Here is a 17,055-nt window from a genome sequence, read left to right as displayed (position 1 = left end):
GTCGTGGCCCTCCTGGTCGGCGGCCACGACCGCGGCATCGACTACGGGCCGCTCGCCGAGGGCCTCACCGGTCGCGGCGACCTGCTGGCGGTGTGCCTGCCCGACAGCGGGCCGCGGATCGCGGCGGCGCTGCGGTCCGGCGCCCCCGACGTCGACGTCCGCGAGGTGGCCGACCTGCCCGAGGGGGTGCGCGCCGGGTTCGCGTGGGCCCGGCCCGACGGCGTCGTCCTGCTCTCCCCCGCGGCCCCCAGCTTCGGGCGGTACCGCAACTACGAGGAGCGTGCCGCCGACTTCGTGCGCACGGTGGAGTCGCTCGGCGGGAGCTGACCGCCGTTCAGAACCAGCGGGACCTGTCGTACTGCACGACGAGCGAGGCCCGGGAGCCATCGACGACGAGGTCGGTGCACACCCGCCGCCGGTCCAGCCAGCTCGCCGGCCCGCACGTGCGGTCCGGGTACCCGGCGCCGTCCAGCAGGGCCGCGGGCGACCGGCCGTCGGTCGCGACCAGGCCCAGGCGGAGCCAGCAGCCGCCCGACCCGCACGACAGGTCGTCGTTCGCCACCCGCACCCCGGCCGGCAGCGCAGGCACGTCCGAGACCGAGGGCACCGCGCCCTCGTCGACGGTGTGCAGCCAGACCACCGGCGCCACCAGGACCGACGCCAGGGCCGCGACGACCCAGGCGCACGACCGGATGACCGTCCGCCAGGGCATCCGCGGATCGTAGGGGCGGCCGGTCAGCCCGCGCGGGAGGCGCCCTGCCGAGGAACGGCGCGGACCTCGCGGGCGCCGGAGAGCTCGTGCCCGTCGTCGCAGACCAGGCCGAGGTGCACCGGCGATCCGCAGTCGCGGTGCTCCAGCGCCAGCGGCGCGACGTCGTCGGCAAGGTACTTGTCGCCCCACTGCATCAGGGCCACGAGCGTCGGGTAGAGGTCGATGCCCTTGGTGGTCAGCCGGTACTCGTGGCGCTGCCGCTCCCCCTCGGCCTGGTAGGGCACCCGCCGGAGGATGCCCTGCTCGACGAGGGTGCCCAGGCGGTCGGTGAGCACCGCCTTGGGAGCACCCAGGTTGCGCTGGAGGTCGGCGAACCGGCGCACGCCGAGGAACGCCTCGCGCAGCACGAGCAGGCTCCACTTCTCCCCGACCACGGCCAGGGTGCCCGCCACGGAGCAGCGGGACCGGTCCCACGAGGCGTCAGTCACACCGGCAGTCTAGACCGGCTGAGTTCACTTGACGAACCTCGAACGGAGGAGGACAGTTCATTTTACGAACCCAGGAGGCCGGGATGGACATCGCGGTGACGACGAGGCCGGTGCGGCCCGCCGACCGGACGCTCTTCTACCGGCTCTGGCCGCGCCTGTCCCCCGAGACGATCTACCGGCGGTTCCACGCCCCGGTGCACCGCCTCCCCGACGAGACGGTCCGCCGTCTGGTGACCGTCGACCACGACCTGCGCGAGGCGGTCGTCGCGGTCGTCGGCGGCGAGGTGGTCGGCGTCGCCCGCTACGACCGCCCCTCGGAGGACCCGTCCACGGCCGAGATCGCCGTGCTGGTCGAGGACGCCTGGCAGGGGGCGGGGGTCGGCCGGCAGCTGCTGGCCTCGCTCACCGACCTCGCCGCACGCCGCGGCGTCCGCACCTTCACCGCCACCGTCCAGCCGGACAACCGGCCGGTCCTGGGCCTGGTCCGGCGGCTGCTCCCGGGCTCGACCGTCACGCCGGACGCCGACGTCCTCACCGTGACCAGCCCGCTCCCGCCGGAGCCGGTATCCGCCTCCCCGCGGGCCGACTCACTCCTCGCGACCGCAACGATCTGAATCGGAGTCCTGACATGTCCCGCCTGTCCACCACCTTCGCCAGCCGCCGCGCCGCCCGTCGCCACCTCCGCGAGGAGCGCGCCCTGGCCCGGGCGCTGGCCTCGGCCCCCACGGTCGAGTCCGCCCACGAGATCGCCGTCTTGTCCGCCCGACGCTGACCGCGCGCGGAACCGGTTCCGCCCCGCCGTCCGGCCGCTACGGTCGGGCCGCATGGACGCCTGGTCCAGCGGCGAGAGCTACGACGCCTACGTCGGCCGGTGGAGCCGCCTCGTGGCAGCCCGGTTCGTCGACTGGCTGGGCCGGCCGGCCGGGCAGCGCTGGCTGGACGTCGGCTGCGGCACCGGCGCGCTCACCGGAGCCGTCCTGACCGCGGCCGAGCCGGCCGCGGTCGTCGGCATCGATCCCTCCCCCGGCTTCGTGCAGCACGCCGCTGCCGCCGTCGCGGACCCGCGCGCGAGCTTCGAGGTCGGCGACGCGCGGGCGCTGCCGGTGCCGGACGGCGTCTTCGACGCCGCCGTGTCCGGCCTGGTGCTGAACTTCGTCGCCGAGCGGACCACGGTGCTCCGGGAGATGCGGCGTGCCGTCGGCCCGGGCGGCACCGTGGCGGCCTACGTCTGGGACTACGCCGGCGGCATGCAGCTGATGACCGCCTACTGGGACGCCGTGCTCGAGCTCGGGCTCGGCGACCCGGCGGAGTCCGAGGCGGTGCGCTTCGGGTTCTGCCGCCCCGAGGCCCTGCGCACCATGGCCACCGCCGCCGGGCTGACCGACGTCGGCACCACGGAGATCGTCGTCCCGACGGAGTTCCGCGACTTCGACGACTTCTGGTCGCCGTTCCTGGGCGGGACCGGCTCGGCCCCCGCCCACCTGGCGTCGCTGCCCGAGACCGACCGGACGAGGGTGCGGGACGCAGTCCGGGAGCGGCTGCCGGCCGGGGAGATCCGGCTGACCGCGCGGGCCTGGGCCGTGCGCGGCACCGCTCCCTGACCGCCGGCCGCTCAGCCGAGCGGGGACGAGTGGTGCTCGTGCGCAGGGTCCGCGGCCGGCTCCTCGGGCGTGCCGCACCGCAGCCGGGCGACGGCGAACTCAGCGCCGCGCCGGGGCCCGCGATCCCGACGACCGGGGTCAGGGGCCGTCGAGTGGGGCCACCGTACTAGAGGAATCTTCTAGAGGAAGCCTCCATCTGCGCGCTACAGTCCGCCCATGACGACGGACGGACGACGCACCGCGCTGGTGACCGGCGGCGCGAGCGGGCTCGGGCTGGCCACGGCGGGCGCGCTGGCCGCGCAGGGCCTGCACGTGGTGCTCCTCGCCCGGGACGCCGGCCGTGGCGAGGTGGCCCGCGACCGGTTGCGGGCCGCGCACGAGGTGCCGGTCGAGCTCGTCGTCGGCGACCTGTCGGACACAGCAGGCGTCCGGGCGTCCGCCGCAGCCGTGCTGGCGGCCTGCCCCCGGCTGGACGTGCTGGTGCACAACGCCGGCACGTGGCCCGACCGCCGGCGTCTGAACGCCGACGGCGTCGAGCAGGCGTTCGCCGTCAACCACCTCGCGCCCTTCCTGCTGAACGCCCTGCTCGAAGAGCTGCTGGCGGAGTCCGGTGCCCGGGTCGTCCAGGTGAGCGCCGGCCTCTACGTCAAGGGCCGGGCGGAACCGGGGGCGACCGCGACGGGCGAGCGGTTCTCCTCCCTGCGCACCTACGCCGACACCAAGCTGTGCAACCTCGCGATGACGCCGCTGTGGGCCCGCCGCTGGCAGCCTCGCCGGGTGGCGATCGACGCCGTCCACCCGGGGGTGCTGCGGACGGCGCTGGGCGACCGCGGCGGCCCGGTCGGGTTGCTGCTGCGCCTGGCCAAGCGGTCGTGGGAGGCGCCCGAGGTCGGTGCCGCCCGGGTGGCGCGCCTGGCGACCGCACCGGAGCTCGCGGGGGTGACCGGCCGCTACGTGGAGCTCGAGACGGAGGTGCCGCTGGCGCCCCCCGCCGACGACGCGGCGCTCGCGGCCGCGCTCTGGGACGAGGCCGCGCGGCTCACGGGGGCACCGCTGTGACGTCGCGGGGCCGGGAGACCAGCGGCCGGCTGCTCGACGCCGCGCTCGCGGTGCACACCGAGGCGGGCCACGACGGCATGACGGTGCAGGCGGTCCTCGACCGCAGCGGCGTGAGCCTGGGCAGCCTCTACCACCACTTCGGCAGCGCCGGCGGGCTGGCGGCTGCGCTGTACGGCCGCTGCCTGGGCGAGCTGCTCGACGCCGTCCTCGATACCCTCGGACGGACCCGCACCGCGGCGACCGGCGTCCGAGCGGTCGTGACGTCCTACCTGCGCTTCACCCGCGAGCACCCGGACGTCGCGCGCTACGTCCACGCGTCGTCCTACGCGTCGTTCCTGCCCGCGCACGCCCCCGGCATCGCGGCGACCATCGGCCCGCGGACCGCGGAGCTGCACGGCTGGTTCGCCCGCCAGGTGGCCGCCGGCCGCGTGGTCGACGTCCCTGCCGAGGTGCTCGAGGTGCTGGTCGTCGGACCCCCTGCCGAGCTGGCCCGCCGCTGGCTGGCCGGGGCGCCGGGCGTCGACCTCGCCGCGGCCGAGACCGCCCTGGCCGAGCGGGTGTGGCAGGCCGTGCAGGCCTGAGGGTCAGCCGGCGTCCGGCGCGAGCCGGCAGGCGAACAGGAAGGCCGGCGGCACGTTCAGGGGCGAGATCCGCCGGCGCACCGAGCCGAACAGGCGGCGCAGCTCCGACTGGATCAGGGGCGAGTACTGGATCACGAGGGCGACGCCGCCCGGCCCGAGCGCGCCGGGCATCGACTCGAGGATGCGGCGGCGGAGCCCCGGCTCGAGCGAGGTGAACGGCAGCGCGCACACGAGGACGTCGGCCCGCTCCTCCCCCAGGTGGTCGCGCAGGTGCTCAGCGGAGTCGCACACCACCTGCAGGCGCGGGTCGTCGAACCGCTCCTCCAGGAGCTCCACCAGCCGGGGGTCGATCTCGAGCGCCACCAGCCGGGCGTCCGGGCCCATCCGGGCGAGGATCTCGCCCGTCTGCGACCCGGTCCCGGCCCCCAGCTCGACGACCAGGGAGGCGGCCGGCACGTCGGCCATGTCGAGCATGTCGCGGACGGCCAGCCGGGACGTCGGCAGGATGGCGCCCACCTGCCGCGGGTTGGCGGCGAACGCGCGGAGGAATCGGAGCCGATCGGCCAGTTGCTGGTTCATGCCTGCCTTCCGGACCTGCGGCGCGGGCCCGGCGCCCGGCCCTGGGCAGCACGATGGCACGGACCCGGCCGGCGTGCAGCCCGGGTGCCGCCACCCGGACGAGGGGTGTCCGGCCGCCGGGGGGCGGCGGCAGCGTAGGGTTGACCCCGGTCGCTGTCGTGCCTCTGCTTCGTTCTCGAACGTCCGCAGTCGTCTTCTGCCTGACGTTCCTCTCGGTCCTGCCGGTGGTGCAGCGACCCGGCGACCGGCAGTCTGCCGGTCGGCGACACCCCCAGCACGGAAGAAGAACAGCATGGCTCAGGGCACTGTGAAGTGGTTCAACGCGGAGAAGGGCTTCGGGTTCATCGCCCAGGACGGCGGCGGCGCCGACGTCTTCTGCCACTACTCGGCCATCCAGTCCAGCGGCTACAAGTCGCTGGACGAGGGTCAGGCCGTGGAGTTCGACGTCACGCAGGGCCAGAAGGGCCCCCAGGCGGAGAACGTCCGCCCCATCTGATCCACCGGGACGGGGGTCACGGCGCACTGCGCCGTGGCCCCCGTTCTGCTTTCCCGGGCCCTTGCGGGGCCGTCGGCACGCCGCCGTACCGTTCGGGGCATGAGTCGCACGCACCGTGAACTGCGCACACCCCCACCGCTGCCCGACGGCGGCCTGCGGGTGATCGCGCTCGGCGGTCTCGGTGAGATCGGCCGGAACATGACGGTGTTCGAGCACGCCGGCAAGCTGCTGGTCGTCGACATCGGGGTGCTCTTCCCCGAGGAGCACCAGCCCGGCGTCGACGTGATCCTCCCCGACTTCACCGCGATCCGGGACCGGCTCGACGACGTCGTGGCGATCGTGCTCACCCACGGCCACGAGGACCACATCGGCGGCGTCCCCTACCTGCTGCGCGAACGGGCCGACATCCCCCTCGTGGGCTCCAAGCTGACGCTGGCCTTCATCGAGGCCAAGCTCAAGGAGCACAAGATCCGCCCGGAGACCGTGGAGGTCTCCGAGGGCGACCTGGTCGACTTCGGCCCGTTCGGCCTGGAGTTCCTCGCCGTCAACCACTCCATCCCCGACGCGCTCGCCGTCGCGATCCGCACCGCCGCCGGCCTGGTGCTGCACACCGGCGACTTCAAGATGGACCAGTTCCCCCTGGACCGGCGGATCACCGACCTGCGCGGCTTCGCGCGGCTCGGCGAGGAGGGCGTGGACCTGTTCCTCACCGACTCCACCAACGCGGAGGTCCCCGGCTTCACCACGTCGGAGGGCGAGCTCGTCCCGGCGATCGAGAAGGTCTTCCGCACCGCGCCGCGGCGGGTGATCGTCTCCAGCTTCGCCAGCCACGTGCACCGCATCCAGCAGGTGCTCGACCAGGCGCACGCGCACGGCCGCAAGGTGGCCTTCGTGGGCCGGTCGATGGTCCGCAACATGGGCATCGCGCGCGAGCTGGGCTACCTGACGGTGCCCGACGGCCTGGTCGTCGACATGAAGGTGCTGGAGAAGCTGCCCGCCGACCAGGTCTGCCTGATCTGCACCGGCTCCCAGGGCGAGCCGATGGCGGCGCTGGCGCGGATGGCCAACCGCGACCACGTCATCCGCATCAGCGAGGGCGACACCGTGCTGCTGGCCAGCTCCCTGGTGCCCGGCAACGAGAACGCGATCTACCGGGTCATCAACGAGCTGACCCGCTGGGGCGCGAACGTGGTGCACAAGGGCAACGCGAAGGTGCACGTGTCCGGCCACGCCAGCGCCGGCGAGCTCGTCTACTGCTACAACATCGTGAAGCCGCGCAACGTCATGCCGGTGCACGGCGAGTGGCGGCACCTCAAGGCCAACGGCGAGCTCGCCGTCCGCACGGGAGTGCACCCCAAGGGCGTCGTCCTGGCCGAGGACGGCTTCGCCGTCGACCTGGTCGACGGTCGCGTGCGGATCAGCGGCAAGGTGCCCGCCGGGAACGTCTACGTCGACGGCGAGACCGTCGGCGGTGCCACCGAGGCCCACCTCAAGGACCGGCGCAACCTGGCCGAGGAGGGCGTCATCACCGTCGTCGCCATCGTCGACGCCGACACCGGCACGCTGGCCGAGCCCCCGGACTTCCTGGCCCGCGGGTTCGTCCACGACGAGACGACGTTCGACGCCGTCGTGCCCCTCGTCGAGAAGGCCCTGGCGAGGGCCGCCGAGGAGGGCGTGGGCGGCGCCGTCCAGCTCGAACAGCTGATCTCGCGGGCGGTCGGCCAGTGGGCGCACCGCACCTACCGGCGCAGCCCGATGATCATCCCCATCGTCATCGACGCCTGACCGGGACCAGGAACGCCCCACCCGGGTGGGGCGTTGTGGCAGCGACGGCTTCAGGCGGGGCACAGCCGTGCCGATGCCTGAGGTGTCCTGACCGCACGAACCGAGGAGGGGCCATGGACTACCTGCGCCGCCTGCAGATGGAACGACCCGCCCTGTTCTTCGTCGTGCTGTTCGTCGGCATCTTCGTCGCCTTCCAGGTCGTGCTGCTCGTCGCCGGTCCGCTGCTGGCCGCCGTCGGGGTGCCGTCCTGGGCGGTGTTCCCGCTGATCCTCGTCGTCCTCGTCGTCATCGCCCGACGCCAGAACCGCTGAGGCCACATCGTCAACCGCGGGTTGACGATGGGACGTTCGTCAACCTAGCGTTGACGTATGACCTCGGCTTCCGTCCGCCTGGACGACCTCATCTCCGCCGTCACCGCCCAGCACGACGACGCACTCGACCAGCTCTCCGGCGCCGTCCTGCTCGCCGACCACCTCGGCGACGTCGCCGACCACCTCATCGGGCACTTCGTCGACCAGGCCCGCCGTTCGGGGGCCTCCTGGTCCGACATCGGCCGCAGCATGGGTGTCAGCAAGCAGGCCGCGCAGAAGCGGTTCGTGGCGAAGGGGTCCGACGGTGGGGAGCCGCTGGACGCCAGCCAGGGCTTCAGCCGCTTCACCGAGGAGGCGCGGGCGGTGGTCGTCGGGGCGCAGGAACATGCGCGAGAGCACGGCAACGCCACCATCGGCGTCCCCCACCTGCTGCTGGCGCTCCTCAGCTCGCCCACCGCCGCCGCCGAGATCCTGCGGGCACAGGACGTCGACGTCGAGGCGGTCTGCCGCACGGCGACGGCCACCTTGCCCGAGCGGGTCGAGCAGGTGCCCGCGCTCATCCCGTTCGACGCGCACGCCCGCAAGGCGCTGGAGCTGACCTTCCGCCAGGCGGCGCGGCACGGCGCCGACTCGATCGGCACGGGGCACCTGCTCCTCGCGCTCCTCGAGGTGGAGGACGGCACGGGAGTGCTCGCCGGTCTGGGCGTGGACCGGCACCAGGCCGAGACGGCGGTAGCGGCGCAGCAGGGCGGCTGACCCCGGCGCTCGGTGAGCCGAGGTCAGCCCTGCGGCTGCAGGACGAAGTCGTACCGCGCCTCGAACCACGGCACGTCGCTGCTCCCGCCGTCCGGCGTCGGGCCGGGCTCGCGCTGGTCGTAGCGCACGACCAGCTCGGCCTTGACCCCGAACACGACGTCGCTGTCCAGGTAGTCGGCGCCCTCCTGGAACAGGTGGGTGATCAGCGGCTCGTAGCCCGGCACGTTGAGCAGGAAGTGCACGTGCGCCGGGCGGAAGTGGCTGATCTCGGTCCGCGAGATGAGCTCGCCGACCGGGCCGTCCATCGGGATCGTGTAGCCGAGCGGGGCGACGGTGCGCAAGCAGTAGGTGCCGTCCTCCCGGCTGGTGTACTTCGCCCGCAGCCGCGCCTCGTCGACGTCGGCGTGCTGCGACTCGTAGAGGCCCTCGTTGTCGGCCTGCCAGATGTCGAGGACCGCGCCGGGTACCGGGGTGCCGTCGAGGTCGGTGACGACGCCGTGCAGGTACAGCGGCGTACCGGGGAGCCCCTGCGACATGTCCTCGCCGTAGCCCAGCTGCGGCGACCCCTCGATGTGGAACGGGCCGAGCACCGTCGCCGGGGTCGCCCGCGGGTCGAGCGCGTGGTTCATCTGGACGACGAGCATCGACAAGCCGAGGACGTCCGAGGTGAGGATGAACTCCTCGCGCTTCTCGTTGCTGATCTGCCCGGTGCGGTTCAGCCACTGGATCGCGGCCATCCACTCCGCCTCGGTCAGCCGCACCTCCCGGGCGAAGTCGTGCAGATGCCGCACGAGCGCGGTCATCAGCTCGGCGAGGCGCGGGTCCTCCGCCGTGGCCCAGCGCTGCACCGCCAGGTCGGTGATGTTGTCCTCGGTGACCAGCTGCACGGGATCCTCCTGCGACGGGAGACGGCCGGCGGGTGCCGGCCGCGGGAACGGGGTCAGGGGGTGAGCACCAGGCGGGCGCCGGTCCCCCCTGCGGCCTGGCGGCGCCAGGCGTCGGACACGGCCCCGAGGTCGAGCACCTCGTGGGCGACGGAGATGCGACCGGCGGCAGCGTGCCGGGTCACCGCGGCGAGCGCCTGCGACCGCTCGGCCGGGGTGAGCGCGTTGTTCGTGTACCCGAGCACCGCGGCCGACCGGCTGCGCAGCACCGCCGAGGAGAACTCGGCGACGTCGCCGGAGGCGCCGCCCAGGTTGACCAGGCGGCCGCGCTCCCCCAGCACCCGGGACGCCGCGGTGGCGGCCACCCCGAACACGGGGTCGACGACGACGTCGGCCCGGCCGTTGCAGGCGTCCTGGAAGCGGGCGGTGAGGGCGTCGGCGTCACCCTCGAGCGGCACGACCTCGTCGGCGCCGAGGTCGCGGGCCCTCTGCTGCGCCTCCGCGGACCGGCAGACGGCGACGACCCGTCCGGCGCCCAGCACCCGCGCCGCACCGATCGCCGACTGCCCGACCGCCCCACCGGCACCGAGCACCAGCACGGTCTCGCCGGCGCGGAGGCGGCCGGGGGCGGTCAGCACCATCCAGGCGGCCACGGCCGACAGCCCGAGGGCGGCGAGGTGCTCGTCGGGCAGGTCCTGGTCGACCGGCACGAGGTCGGCCTCCCGGACGGCGCACCGCTGCGCCAGGCTGCCGTCACCCGGAGCCATGCCGGCGCTCGTGGCGAACCACACGCGGGTGCCGGCGGGCAGCGACGCGGACTCCTCCACCACGCCCACGCCCTGGACCCCGGGCACGTACGGCACGGCCGGGCGGCCGAAGTAGGAGGTGCCCGACGCGGCGAGCAGGTCCAGCGGCACGATCGGCGCCGCGGTCACCCGGACGACGGCGGTGCCCTCGGACGCCACGGGATCCGGGTGCGTCCCGCAGGTCGGGGCCTGGCCGGGCTCGGTGAGGACGGCGGCGCGCACGCTCAGCCCTCCTCGTCAGCCGGGTCGACGTACACCGCGTTGCGGTCGACGGCGAGGTACGCGTCCATCCCGATCGGCCGGCGCCGCTCCTCGGCGATCTGGCCGAGCAGGCCGGCCGCGCGGGCCAGCAGGGCGAAGCCGCGGAGCAGCTCCACGGGCAGGCCGAGGTCCGCGAGCGCCGCGCCGCACACGCCGGCGCCGTTGAGCGGCAGCCGCCGGCCGAGCACCTGCTCGTGCACCCGCCCGATGGCCTCGAACAGCCGCAGGTGCGGCCCGCGCAGGCCCTCCTCCTCGGCGATGCCGATCAGCACCGGGGTCCGGGGGTCGCCCTGCTTGTGCACCGGGTGGCCGAGCCCGGGGACGAACCGCTTCGCCGCCCGCGTCGCGGCGACGGCCTCGAGGGCGAGGGCGTCCCAGCCCGCGTCGTCGGTGGGCAGGTCGTCCTGCGCCGCGATCACCGCGTGCAGGTAGGTGCCGCAGTCCTCGGTGACCCCGAGGAACCGGGATCCCCCGCCGAGCAGGCCCGCGGCGAGCGCGCCCTGCAGCGAGTCGGGCGCCGAGAGGTAGGTGAGGCGGGCGGCGATCGCCGTCGGCGTGAACCCGTGGTCGGCGAGCGCGACCAGCACCGCCTCGAACACGCGGGTCTCCGACGGCGTGGGCCGGCGCATCGCGACCAGCCAGAACGCCAGCTCGCCGAAGCCGACCTTGCCCATGAGGTCGGCGGTGAGATCCTGGCCGAGCAGCCGGATCTCGTCGGCCGTCGACGTGCCCAGGGACGTCGGGAAGGCGAGGGGTTCGCTCACGAGGCCTCCTCCGCCAGCCAGCTGCGGATCTCGTCGCCGTGCTCGTCCAGGGCCGGCGGCGGCAGCCGGTACCCGGGCGCGGTGGCCGAGAAGGTGATCGGGTTGCGGATCGACGGCACGGCGCCCGTCCCCTCCCCCACGGTCACGACCGGGTCCAGGCCGATGTCCTGCGCGAAGGCCACCCCCTGGTCGATCGTGTTGATCGGCCCGCAGGGCACCCCGGCGCCGATGATGTCGCGGAACCAGTCCATCTTCGACCGGGTCCGCAGCCGCTCGACCAGCAGGGGCCGTAGCTCGTCGCGGTTGGCGGTGCGGTCCTCGTTGCGGCGGAACCGGGGGTCGTCGACCAGCTCCGGCAGACCGAGGACGTCGCACAGCCGGCGGAACTGGCCGTCGTTGCCGGCGGTGATGATCAGCTCGCCGTCGGCGCACGGCAGCGGCTCGTACGGGAACAGGCTCGGGTGGCTGTTGCCCATCCGGAACGGGACGACGTCACCGGCGACGAACGCGCTGGTCTGGTTCACGAGGCCGGACAGCGCCGAGCTCAGCAGGTTGACCTCGACGTGCTGGCCGACGCCCGTCTCGTGCCGGTGGTTGAGCGCGGAGAGGACGCCGATGGTCGCGTGCAGGCCGGCCATCACGTCGAACAGCGCCACCCCGGCCCGGTAGGGCTCTCCGTCGGTGTCGCCGGTCAGGCTCATGAACCCCGAGATCGCCTGCACGATCAGGTCGTAGCCGGGCAGCGACGCGCCACCGGGGCCGCTGCCGAAGCCGCTGATCGACGCGTAGACCACGCCGGGGTTGCCCGCCGCGACGGTGTCGTAGTCGAGACCGAACCGCGCCAGCCCGCCGGGCTTGAAGTTCTCCACGAGGACGTCGGCGCGGCGGGCCAGCTCCCGGGCGAGCTCGAGGTCGCCGGGGTCCTTGAGGTCCAGCGCCACCGACCGCTTGTTGCGGTTGACCCCGAGGTAGTACGTGGACACGCCCTCGCGGACCGGGGGCTGCCAGGTGCGCGTGTCGTCGCCGCCGGGACCCTCGACCTTGACCACCTCGGCACCGAGGTCGGCCAGCAGCATCGTGCTGTACGGCCCGGCCAGGATCCGGGAGAAGTCGGCGACCAGGAGGCCCGCGAGCGGCCCACCGCCCGTGCCCGTCCCGGGTGGCACCGGTCCTGAACTCATCCTGGGCACCGCTCCTCGGAGGCGTTCGCGGACGACTGTCCGTCTGGGTTGCCCGGCAGTCTCATCAGCTCCGGGCGAACCTGTCAACCGGGACTCCGACGGCGTGGGGCGAGCTCTTGACAGCGCCGCCCGGCACCGAGAAGGTGACGCGCATCGCACCGGCTGGCCGCAGAGCGGACATGTGTCCGATGCGAGACGACGACGTCCGAGGAGGAGACGATGACCCACTCGCAGCCCGCTCCGGAGCCCGGCCGCCCGGTGGTCCTGCGCGGCGGCACGGTGCTGACCATGGACGGCTCGTGCACCGTCCTGAACGACGCCGACGTGCTGGTCGTCGACGACCGCATCGCCGCCGTGGGACCCCACCTGGAGGTGCCGGAGGGCACCCAGGAGATCGACGCGTCCGGCGGCATCGTCATGCCCGGCATGATCGACACCCACCGCCACATGTGGCAGACGGCGATGCGCGGCTACGGCGCCGACTGGACGCTGACGCAGTACTTCGTCTGGTACTACCTCGAGCACGGCACGAAGTTCCGGCCGCAGGACATCGCCGCGGGCAACCGCCTCGCCGCCATCGAGTCGCTCGACGCCGGCGTGACCACGACCGTCGACTGGTCGCACAACCTGCACACCATCGACCACGGCGAGGCCGCCCTCGAGGCGCTGCGCTCGGTCCCCGGCCGGTTCGTCCTCGCCTACGGCAACATCCAGGCCGGCCCCTGGGAGTGGACGGCCGATCCCGCCGTCCGCTCGTTCCTGGAGCGGCTGCGCGACGAGCGCGACGACATGATGGGCGTGCAGATCGCCTTCGACGTCACCGGCGACCCCGCCTTCCCCGAGAAGGCCGCCTTCGAGGTGGCCCGGGAGCTCGGCCTCCCGGTGACCACCCATGCAGGCGTGTGGGGGGCGACCAGCGACACGGGCATCCAGCAGATGTACGACGGCGGCTTCATGACGCCGGAGACCACCTACGTGCACGCCTCCACGCTGACCCGCGACAGCTACCAGCGGATCGCCGCCACCGGTGGCTCGATCTCCGTGGCCACCGAGTCCGAGTGCTCCGCCGGGCAGGGCCACGCCCCCACCGAGCAGGTGCTGCAGTACGGGATCCCGGTGTCGCTGTCGATGGACACCAGCGTCTGGTGGAGCGGCGACATGTTCTCCGCGATGCGGTCGACCCTCAACGCCGACCGCATGTCCGAGCACCTGACCGCGCACCTGAAGGGCGACACGATCACGCACCTGCGGCTGCGCGCCCAGCAGGTCGTCGAGTGGTGCACCAAGGGCGGGGCGCACACCATCGGCCGCGACGACGACCTGGGCTCGCTCGAGGTGGGCAAGAAGGCCGACGTCGTCCTGATCAAGAACGAGAACTCGCCGGTGTCCTTCCCGCTGCTCAACCCGCTGGGCCACGTGGCGTTCCAGGCGCAGCGCGGCGACGTGCACACGGTGATCGTCGACGGCCGCGTGGTGAAGCACGACGGGAAGCTGGTGGGCATCGACCTCGGCGCCGTGCGCACCGAGGTCGAGAACACCATCGACCACCTGAAGGGTGCGTGCGGCGAGGAGGTCTGGGAGGCGGGCATGTTCCCGCAGATGCCCGAGGCCGAGGCGTCGATCCTGGACAACCCGTACCAGTACTCGGACTTCGTCGACGAGTCGAAGCGGGCCGGCGGCGAGGAGCGCGTGCTCGGCCGCTGAACGACGGGACCCCGGCCGGCGGGGCGAGCACGTGGAGGTGGGAGATGGCGGGACGCGGCACGGGGCCGGACTTCGTCGAGGCCCTCGCGCGGGGGCTCGACGTCCTCACCTGCTTCGACGCCGGTCACCGGGCCATGTCGCTCACCGAGGTGGCGGCCGCCGCCGGGCTGGCACGCCCGACGGCCCGGCGGCTGCTGCTGACGCTGGAGGAGCTGGGCTACGTCCGGTCCACGGGCGGCACCTTCGCGCTGACGCCGAAGGTGCTCGACCTGGGCATGGCCTACGTCGGCTCCCTCGGGTTGTGGGACATCGCCCGCCCGCACCTGGAGGAGCTGGTCGCCGGGACCGGTGAGTCCTCGTCCATGGCGCAGCTCGACGGCTCCGACATCGTCTACGTCGCCCGCGTGTCGGTGCCGAAGATCATCGCGCTGCGGGTGGAGATCGGCACAAGGTTCCCGGCCGTGCAGACGTCGCAGGGCAAGGTGCTGCTCGCGGCGCTCTCGCCCGACGAGCTCGCGGCCGCCCTGGCAGTGCCGAGCCGGGCGGGGCTGCCGCCCTACATCGGCCGGCCGGCCGACCAGCTCCAACGGGAGCTGACCGAGGTGCGGGCCCGGGGGTGGGCGCTGGCCGAGGAGGAGCTCGCCCCCGGCGTGCTCTCGGTCGCGGTACCGGTCCGGGACGGCGGCGGGGCGGTCCGGGCGGCCATGAACGTCACCGTGCACGCAGCGGAGACGTCGCGGGAGACGCTCGTGCAGGAGCACCTCCCGCGCCTGCTGCGGACCGCCGGCGACATCAGCGCGGAATGGGCGCTGTGGCAGTCGCGGCCGCACGTGGAGGTCCCGCGAGGCACCGGGGACGGCTCGGCCACGGCCTGACCGGCGTTCCGGCCGGAGACCCGGTCGCCCTCCCGCGACACAAATGTCTACCAAGTTGATGAACTTGACAGGCAATGCAGGAGCTGGTCGTATCCGGTCGTGGGGATCGCCGACGAGCTGTACCGCCGGTCTGCCGTAGACCTGCTGCGGACGGCCAGCGCACTGTGTCCGGCCTGCTGACGCACGCCTCCGCCACCCACCGCTCTCCCGCGCTCACCCGGACCCGACCGGGGTGTCGAGCGCGCCCACCCCCGGGAAGCCCCATGACGCACAGCTCGCTCCTGTCCCCTGCCTTCTCCGACGCGACCACCCGGCGCGCCGGCGCCGCCGGCCTCGCGGCCGCGCTCGCCGCGGCGTCCCATCGCTGGTCGGACCTCGTCGAGTTCCGGTCCGCCGGCCGCTGGACCCACCTGCTCGCCACCGACCACGCGGCCGACGCGCTCGATCCGTCGCTGCACGCCGAGCTCGCCGACGCCCAGGTCTGGCTGCTCTCCTGGCTGCCCGAGCAGGGCACGCCGCTCCACGACCACGGCACCTCGGCCGGGGCCTTCGCGGTGGTCAGCGGCACGCTGACCGAGCGGGTGGTCGCCGCCGGCCGCACCGGCGTGCGGCAGTCCGCCGACCACCTGACCCCCGGTCGCGTCCGGCACTTCGGCCGGCACCACGTACACCAGGTCACCAACCGTGGCACCGAGCCCGCCGTGAGCGTGCACGTGTACACCCCCGGCCTGTCCTGGATGAACACCTACGAGGTCGACGGCGGGACGCTGCGCCGCACCGGCACCGAGCGCGCGGGGGTGGACTGGTGAGCGCCCCGACCCTCGCCCGGCCCGCCGGTGCCCGCACGATCGACGAGCTCCTCGCCGATGCGCGCTCCCGGATCGACCGCGTGACGCCGCACGAGGCCGCCACCCGGATCGCGCGGGGCGCCCTGCTCGTCGACATCCGCCCGGCCGCGCAGCGCGCAGTCGAGGGCGAGGTCCCGGGCGCCCTCGTCGTCGAGCGCAACGTCCTGGAGTGGCGCTTCGACCCGGCCAGCGACGCGCGGCTGCCCGAGGTCACGGGCTACGACGTCGAGGTGATCGTCCTGTGCTCGGAGGGCTACACGTCGAGTCTCGCCGCCGACGCCCTCCGCACCCTTGGTCTGCACAGGACCACCGACCTCGCCGGCGGGTACCGGGCGTGGGCGGCGGCCGGCCTGCCGACCCGCACCCCCTGACCTGCTCAGCCGGGCGGCGACCAGTCGGTGACGAGGTCCCTCTGGTACCAGGTGACGTCGTGCCAGCGGCCGAGCTTCCAGCCCACGCGGCGGTAGGTGCCGGCCGGCTGGAAGCCCAGGGACCTGTGCAGCCCCTCGCTCGCCTCGTTCGGCAACGCCACGCCGGCGAGGACCGTCCGGATGCCGGCGCCGGCCAGCCGGTCGAGCAGCGCGGTGTAGAGGGCCCGTCCCCCGCCCGACCGGCGGTGGGCGCCGTCGAGGTAGACGCTCACCGTCGCCGACCACCGGTAGGCCGCCCGGCTCATGAACGGCCCGGCGTACGCGTAGCCGGTCACCGTGCCGTCGTCCTCGAGGACCAGCCAGGCGTGCTCGCGCTGGGCGGTGGCGATCCGGTCGGCCATCTCCGCCGCCGACGGCGGCATCGACTCGAAGGAGATCGCGGTGTCCCGGACGTAGGGCGCGTAGATCTCCGCGCACCGGCGGGCGTCCGCCGGGCCGGCGTCGCGCACGGTCGGGCCCCTGGTCACGGCGGCCATGATCGACCACCGGTGTTGCCAGCGTGTGCACAGGTGGCGTCCAGCGCCCTCCCGGGCCCGGCACCCAGAGTGCGGGGCGTGGACGACGACCCGCGACGCCGGCTCTTCGACCCCTCGGCCGCCCACCGCCTGGTGCTGGCCCGGCGCCCCGTCCCGCTGACCGCGGTGGGCGCAGTGGTGTCCGACGTCGTCTGGGGGGAGGTCGTGCAGCTGCTCCGCTGGGCGACGGCGGACGCCGGCGGCCGGCCCTGGTCGACGAGGTCGGCGAACCGTGGCCGGCCGGGGCCGCCGACCTCCCCGAGCCGGACGATGTCGACGGCGCGAGCCGCCTGGCGCGGGCCGTCGCCCGCCTGGCCGCGCTCCTCCTCTCCGAGGCGCCCGTCCCGCTGCGGTCGCTCGCGGCGGAGGTCGACGCCCTCGGCGCGGCTGCCCTGACCGCCTACGTGGAGCAGGCCCC

The 17,055-nt window shown here is 74.1% G+C and carries 23 protein-coding genes; 15 read left to right on the top strand and 8 right to left on the bottom strand.

The window, feature by feature from the left end; translation table 11 throughout:
• The coding region (locus tag DCS98_RS07035) for a hypothetical protein (protein ID WP_476727141.1) at positions 1-327 on the top strand (327 nt) is incomplete at its 5' end.
• Between the two features lie 7 nt (positions 328-334).
• Here the strand turns inward: DCS98_RS07035 and DCS98_RS07030 are convergent.
• Positions 335-712 (bottom strand): hypothetical protein, encoded by a 378-nt coding sequence (locus DCS98_RS07030; protein WP_116450611.1) that lies wholly within the window; start codon positions 710-712, stop codon positions 335-337.
• A gap of 23 nt (positions 713-735) precedes the next feature.
• On the bottom strand, positions 736-1,200 hold the full coding sequence (locus DCS98_RS07025) for a winged helix-turn-helix transcriptional regulator (protein ID WP_116450610.1): 465 nt from the start codon (positions 1,198-1,200) through the stop codon (positions 736-738).
• A gap of 83 nt (positions 1,201-1,283) precedes the next feature.
• Here DCS98_RS07025 and DCS98_RS07020 point away from each other — a divergent pair, with 83 nt between their 5' ends.
• From DCS98_RS07020 to DCS98_RS07005, 5 genes are all read left to right on the top strand, one after another.
• A complete protein-coding gene (locus DCS98_RS07020) occupies positions 1,284-1,814 on the top strand; it encodes a GNAT family N-acetyltransferase (RefSeq protein WP_116450609.1) in 531 nt (176 codons plus the stop codon).
• 14 nt (positions 1,815-1,828) lie between these two features.
• Entirely contained in the window at positions 1,829-1,972 is a 144-nt protein-coding gene (locus DCS98_RS22890) for a hypothetical protein (RefSeq protein ID WP_164704432.1), read from the top strand.
• Positions 1,973-2,024: 52 nt separating this feature from the next.
• Entirely contained in the window at positions 2,025-2,801 is a 777-nt protein-coding gene (locus DCS98_RS07015) for a class I SAM-dependent methyltransferase (protein ID WP_116450608.1), read from the top strand.
• Between the two features lie 216 nt (positions 2,802-3,017).
• Positions 3,018-3,860: an SDR family NAD(P)-dependent oxidoreductase gene (locus tag DCS98_RS07010; RefSeq protein WP_116450607.1), complete on the top strand. Its 843-nt coding sequence runs from the start codon at positions 3,018-3,020 to the stop codon at positions 3,858-3,860.
• Entirely contained in the window at positions 3,857-4,441 is a 585-nt protein-coding gene (locus DCS98_RS07005; protein ID WP_116450606.1) for a TetR/AcrR family transcriptional regulator, read from the top strand. The genes DCS98_RS07010 and DCS98_RS07005 overlap by 4 nt, the downstream gene beginning before the upstream one ends.
• 3 nt (positions 4,442-4,444) lie before the next feature.
• On the opposite strand, the gene DCS98_RS07000 is transcribed toward DCS98_RS07005, so the two are convergent.
• Entirely contained in the window at positions 4,445-5,020 is a 576-nt protein-coding gene (locus DCS98_RS07000) for a class I SAM-dependent methyltransferase (RefSeq protein WP_116450605.1), read from the bottom strand.
• 292 nt (positions 5,021-5,312) lie between these two features.
• Here DCS98_RS07000 and DCS98_RS06995 point away from each other — a divergent pair, with 292 nt between their 5' ends.
• From DCS98_RS06995 to DCS98_RS06980, 4 genes are all read left to right on the top strand, one after another.
• Entirely contained in the window at positions 5,313-5,516 is a 204-nt protein-coding gene (locus DCS98_RS06995) for a cold-shock protein (RefSeq protein ID WP_116450604.1), read from the top strand.
• Positions 5,517-5,615: 99 nt separating this feature from the next.
• Positions 5,616-7,301 carry a ribonuclease J gene (locus DCS98_RS06990; protein ID WP_116450603.1) on the top strand — a complete coding sequence of 562 codons (1,686 nt, stop codon included), beginning with the start codon at positions 5,616-5,618 and terminating at the stop codon, positions 7,299-7,301.
• A gap of 113 nt (positions 7,302-7,414) precedes the next feature.
• Entirely contained in the window at positions 7,415-7,612 is a 198-nt protein-coding gene (locus DCS98_RS06985) for a hypothetical protein (RefSeq protein WP_116450602.1), read from the top strand.
• Between the two features lie 57 nt (positions 7,613-7,669).
• A complete protein-coding gene (locus DCS98_RS06980; protein ID WP_116450601.1) occupies positions 7,670-8,368 on the top strand; it encodes a Clp protease N-terminal domain-containing protein in 699 nt (232 codons plus the stop codon).
• 23 nt (positions 8,369-8,391) lie between these two features.
• Here the strand turns inward: DCS98_RS06980 and DCS98_RS06975 are convergent, their stop codons facing one another.
• From DCS98_RS06975 to DCS98_RS06960, 4 genes are read right to left on the bottom strand one after another with little or no spacing between them, the layout of a single operon-like run.
• A complete protein-coding gene (locus DCS98_RS06975; RefSeq protein ID WP_116450600.1) occupies positions 8,392-9,255 on the bottom strand; it encodes a dioxygenase family protein in 864 nt (287 codons plus the stop codon).
• A gap of 53 nt (positions 9,256-9,308) precedes the next feature.
• Positions 9,309-10,280, bottom strand: coding sequence for a quinone oxidoreductase family protein (locus DCS98_RS06970; protein WP_116450599.1), 972 nt, complete (start codon positions 10,278-10,280; stop codon positions 9,309-9,311).
• 2 nt (positions 10,281-10,282) lie between these two features.
• Positions 10,283-11,083: a citryl-CoA lyase gene (locus DCS98_RS06965; RefSeq protein ID WP_116450598.1), complete on the bottom strand. Its 801-nt coding sequence runs from the start codon at positions 11,081-11,083 to the stop codon at positions 10,283-10,285.
• Entirely contained in the window at positions 11,080-12,264 is a 1,185-nt protein-coding gene (locus DCS98_RS06960) for a CaiB/BaiF CoA transferase family protein (protein WP_116450597.1), read from the bottom strand. Before DCS98_RS06960 ends, DCS98_RS06965 begins: the two co-directional genes overlap by 4 nt.
• Positions 12,265-12,483: 219 nt before the next feature.
• On the opposite strand from DCS98_RS06960, the gene DCS98_RS06955 reads away from it, so the two are divergent.
• The 4 genes from DCS98_RS06955 (at position 12,484) to DCS98_RS06940 (ending at position 16,062) form a co-directional block, all read left to right on the top strand.
• Positions 12,484-13,968, top strand: a complete 1,485-nt coding sequence (locus tag DCS98_RS06955; protein ID WP_116450596.1) for an amidohydrolase family protein — start codon at positions 12,484-12,486, stop codon at positions 13,966-13,968.
• A 44-nt stretch (positions 13,969-14,012) separates the two neighbouring features.
• Positions 14,013-14,843, top strand: a complete 831-nt coding sequence (locus tag DCS98_RS06950; protein WP_116450595.1) for an IclR family transcriptional regulator domain-containing protein — start codon at positions 14,013-14,015, stop codon at positions 14,841-14,843.
• Between the two features lie 263 nt (positions 14,844-15,106).
• Entirely contained in the window at positions 15,107-15,652 is a 546-nt protein-coding gene (locus tag DCS98_RS06945; protein WP_206340130.1) for a cysteine dioxygenase, read from the top strand.
• Positions 15,649-16,062 (top strand): rhodanese-like domain-containing protein, encoded by a 414-nt coding sequence (locus DCS98_RS06940; protein ID WP_116450594.1) that lies wholly within the window; start codon positions 15,649-15,651, stop codon positions 16,060-16,062. Before DCS98_RS06945 ends, DCS98_RS06940 begins: the two co-directional genes overlap by 4 nt.
• Before the next feature lie 5 nt (positions 16,063-16,067).
• Here DCS98_RS06940 and DCS98_RS06935 read toward each other — a convergent pair whose 3' ends face one another.
• Positions 16,068-16,589 carry a GNAT family N-acetyltransferase gene (locus tag DCS98_RS06935; protein ID WP_241037283.1) on the bottom strand — a complete coding sequence of 174 codons (522 nt, stop codon included), beginning with the start codon at positions 16,587-16,589 and terminating at the stop codon, positions 16,068-16,070.
• Positions 16,590-16,676: 87 nt separating this feature from the next.
• Between DCS98_RS06935 and DCS98_RS06930 the strand changes: the two genes are divergently transcribed.
• Positions 16,677-17,033: a hypothetical protein gene (locus DCS98_RS06930; protein WP_164704430.1), complete on the top strand. Its 357-nt coding sequence runs from the start codon at positions 16,677-16,679 to the stop codon at positions 17,031-17,033.
• Positions 17,034-17,055: the final 22 nt, after the last annotated feature.

It is taken from the genome of Blastococcus litoris (assembly GCF_003075095.1).
Classification (GTDB): domain Bacteria; phylum Actinomycetota; class Actinomycetes; order Mycobacteriales; family Geodermatophilaceae; genus Blastococcus_B; species Blastococcus_B litoris.
The sequence above is the reverse complement of the archived record's forward strand: the minus strand, read 5'-3'. Positions and strand labels throughout refer to the sequence as shown.

Coding starts and splice junctions, on each gene's coding strand:
- DCS98_RS06945 (WP_206340130.1), top strand. CDS start 15,107: ATGACGCACAGCTCGCTCCTGTCCCCTGCCTTCTCCGACGCGACCACC.
- DCS98_RS06995 (WP_116450604.1), top strand. CDS start 5,313: ATGGCTCAGGGCACTGTGAAGTGGTTCAACGCGGAGAAGGGCTTCGGG.
- DCS98_RS06980 (WP_116450601.1), top strand. CDS start 7,670: ATGACCTCGGCTTCCGTCCGCCTGGACGACCTCATCTCCGCCGTCACC.
- DCS98_RS06950 (WP_116450595.1), top strand. CDS start 14,013: ATGGCGGGACGCGGCACGGGGCCGGACTTCGTCGAGGCCCTCGCGCGG.
- DCS98_RS06985 (WP_116450602.1), top strand. CDS start 7,415: ATGGACTACCTGCGCCGCCTGCAGATGGAACGACCCGCCCTGTTCTTC.
- DCS98_RS06955 (WP_116450596.1), top strand. CDS start 12,484: ATGACCCACTCGCAGCCCGCTCCGGAGCCCGGCCGCCCGGTGGTCCTG.
- DCS98_RS22890 (WP_164704432.1), top strand. CDS start 1,829: ATGTCCCGCCTGTCCACCACCTTCGCCAGCCGCCGCGCCGCCCGTCGC.
- DCS98_RS06990 (WP_116450603.1), top strand. CDS start 5,616: ATGAGTCGCACGCACCGTGAACTGCGCACACCCCCACCGCTGCCCGAC.
- DCS98_RS07010 (WP_116450607.1), top strand. CDS start 3,018: ATGACGACGGACGGACGACGCACCGCGCTGGTGACCGGCGGCGCGAGC.
- DCS98_RS07015 (WP_116450608.1), top strand. CDS start 2,025: ATGGACGCCTGGTCCAGCGGCGAGAGCTACGACGCCTACGTCGGCCGG.
- DCS98_RS07030 (WP_116450611.1), bottom strand. CDS start 712: ATGCCCTGGCGGACGGTCATCCGGTCGTGCGCCTGGGTCGTCGCGGCC.
- DCS98_RS07000 (WP_116450605.1), bottom strand. CDS start 5,020: ATGAACCAGCAACTGGCCGATCGGCTCCGATTCCTCCGCGCGTTCGCC.
- DCS98_RS07020 (WP_116450609.1), top strand. CDS start 1,284: ATGGACATCGCGGTGACGACGAGGCCGGTGCGGCCCGCCGACCGGACG.
- DCS98_RS06960 (WP_116450597.1), bottom strand. CDS start 12,264: ATGAGTTCAGGACCGGTGCCACCCGGGACGGGCACGGGCGGTGGGCCG.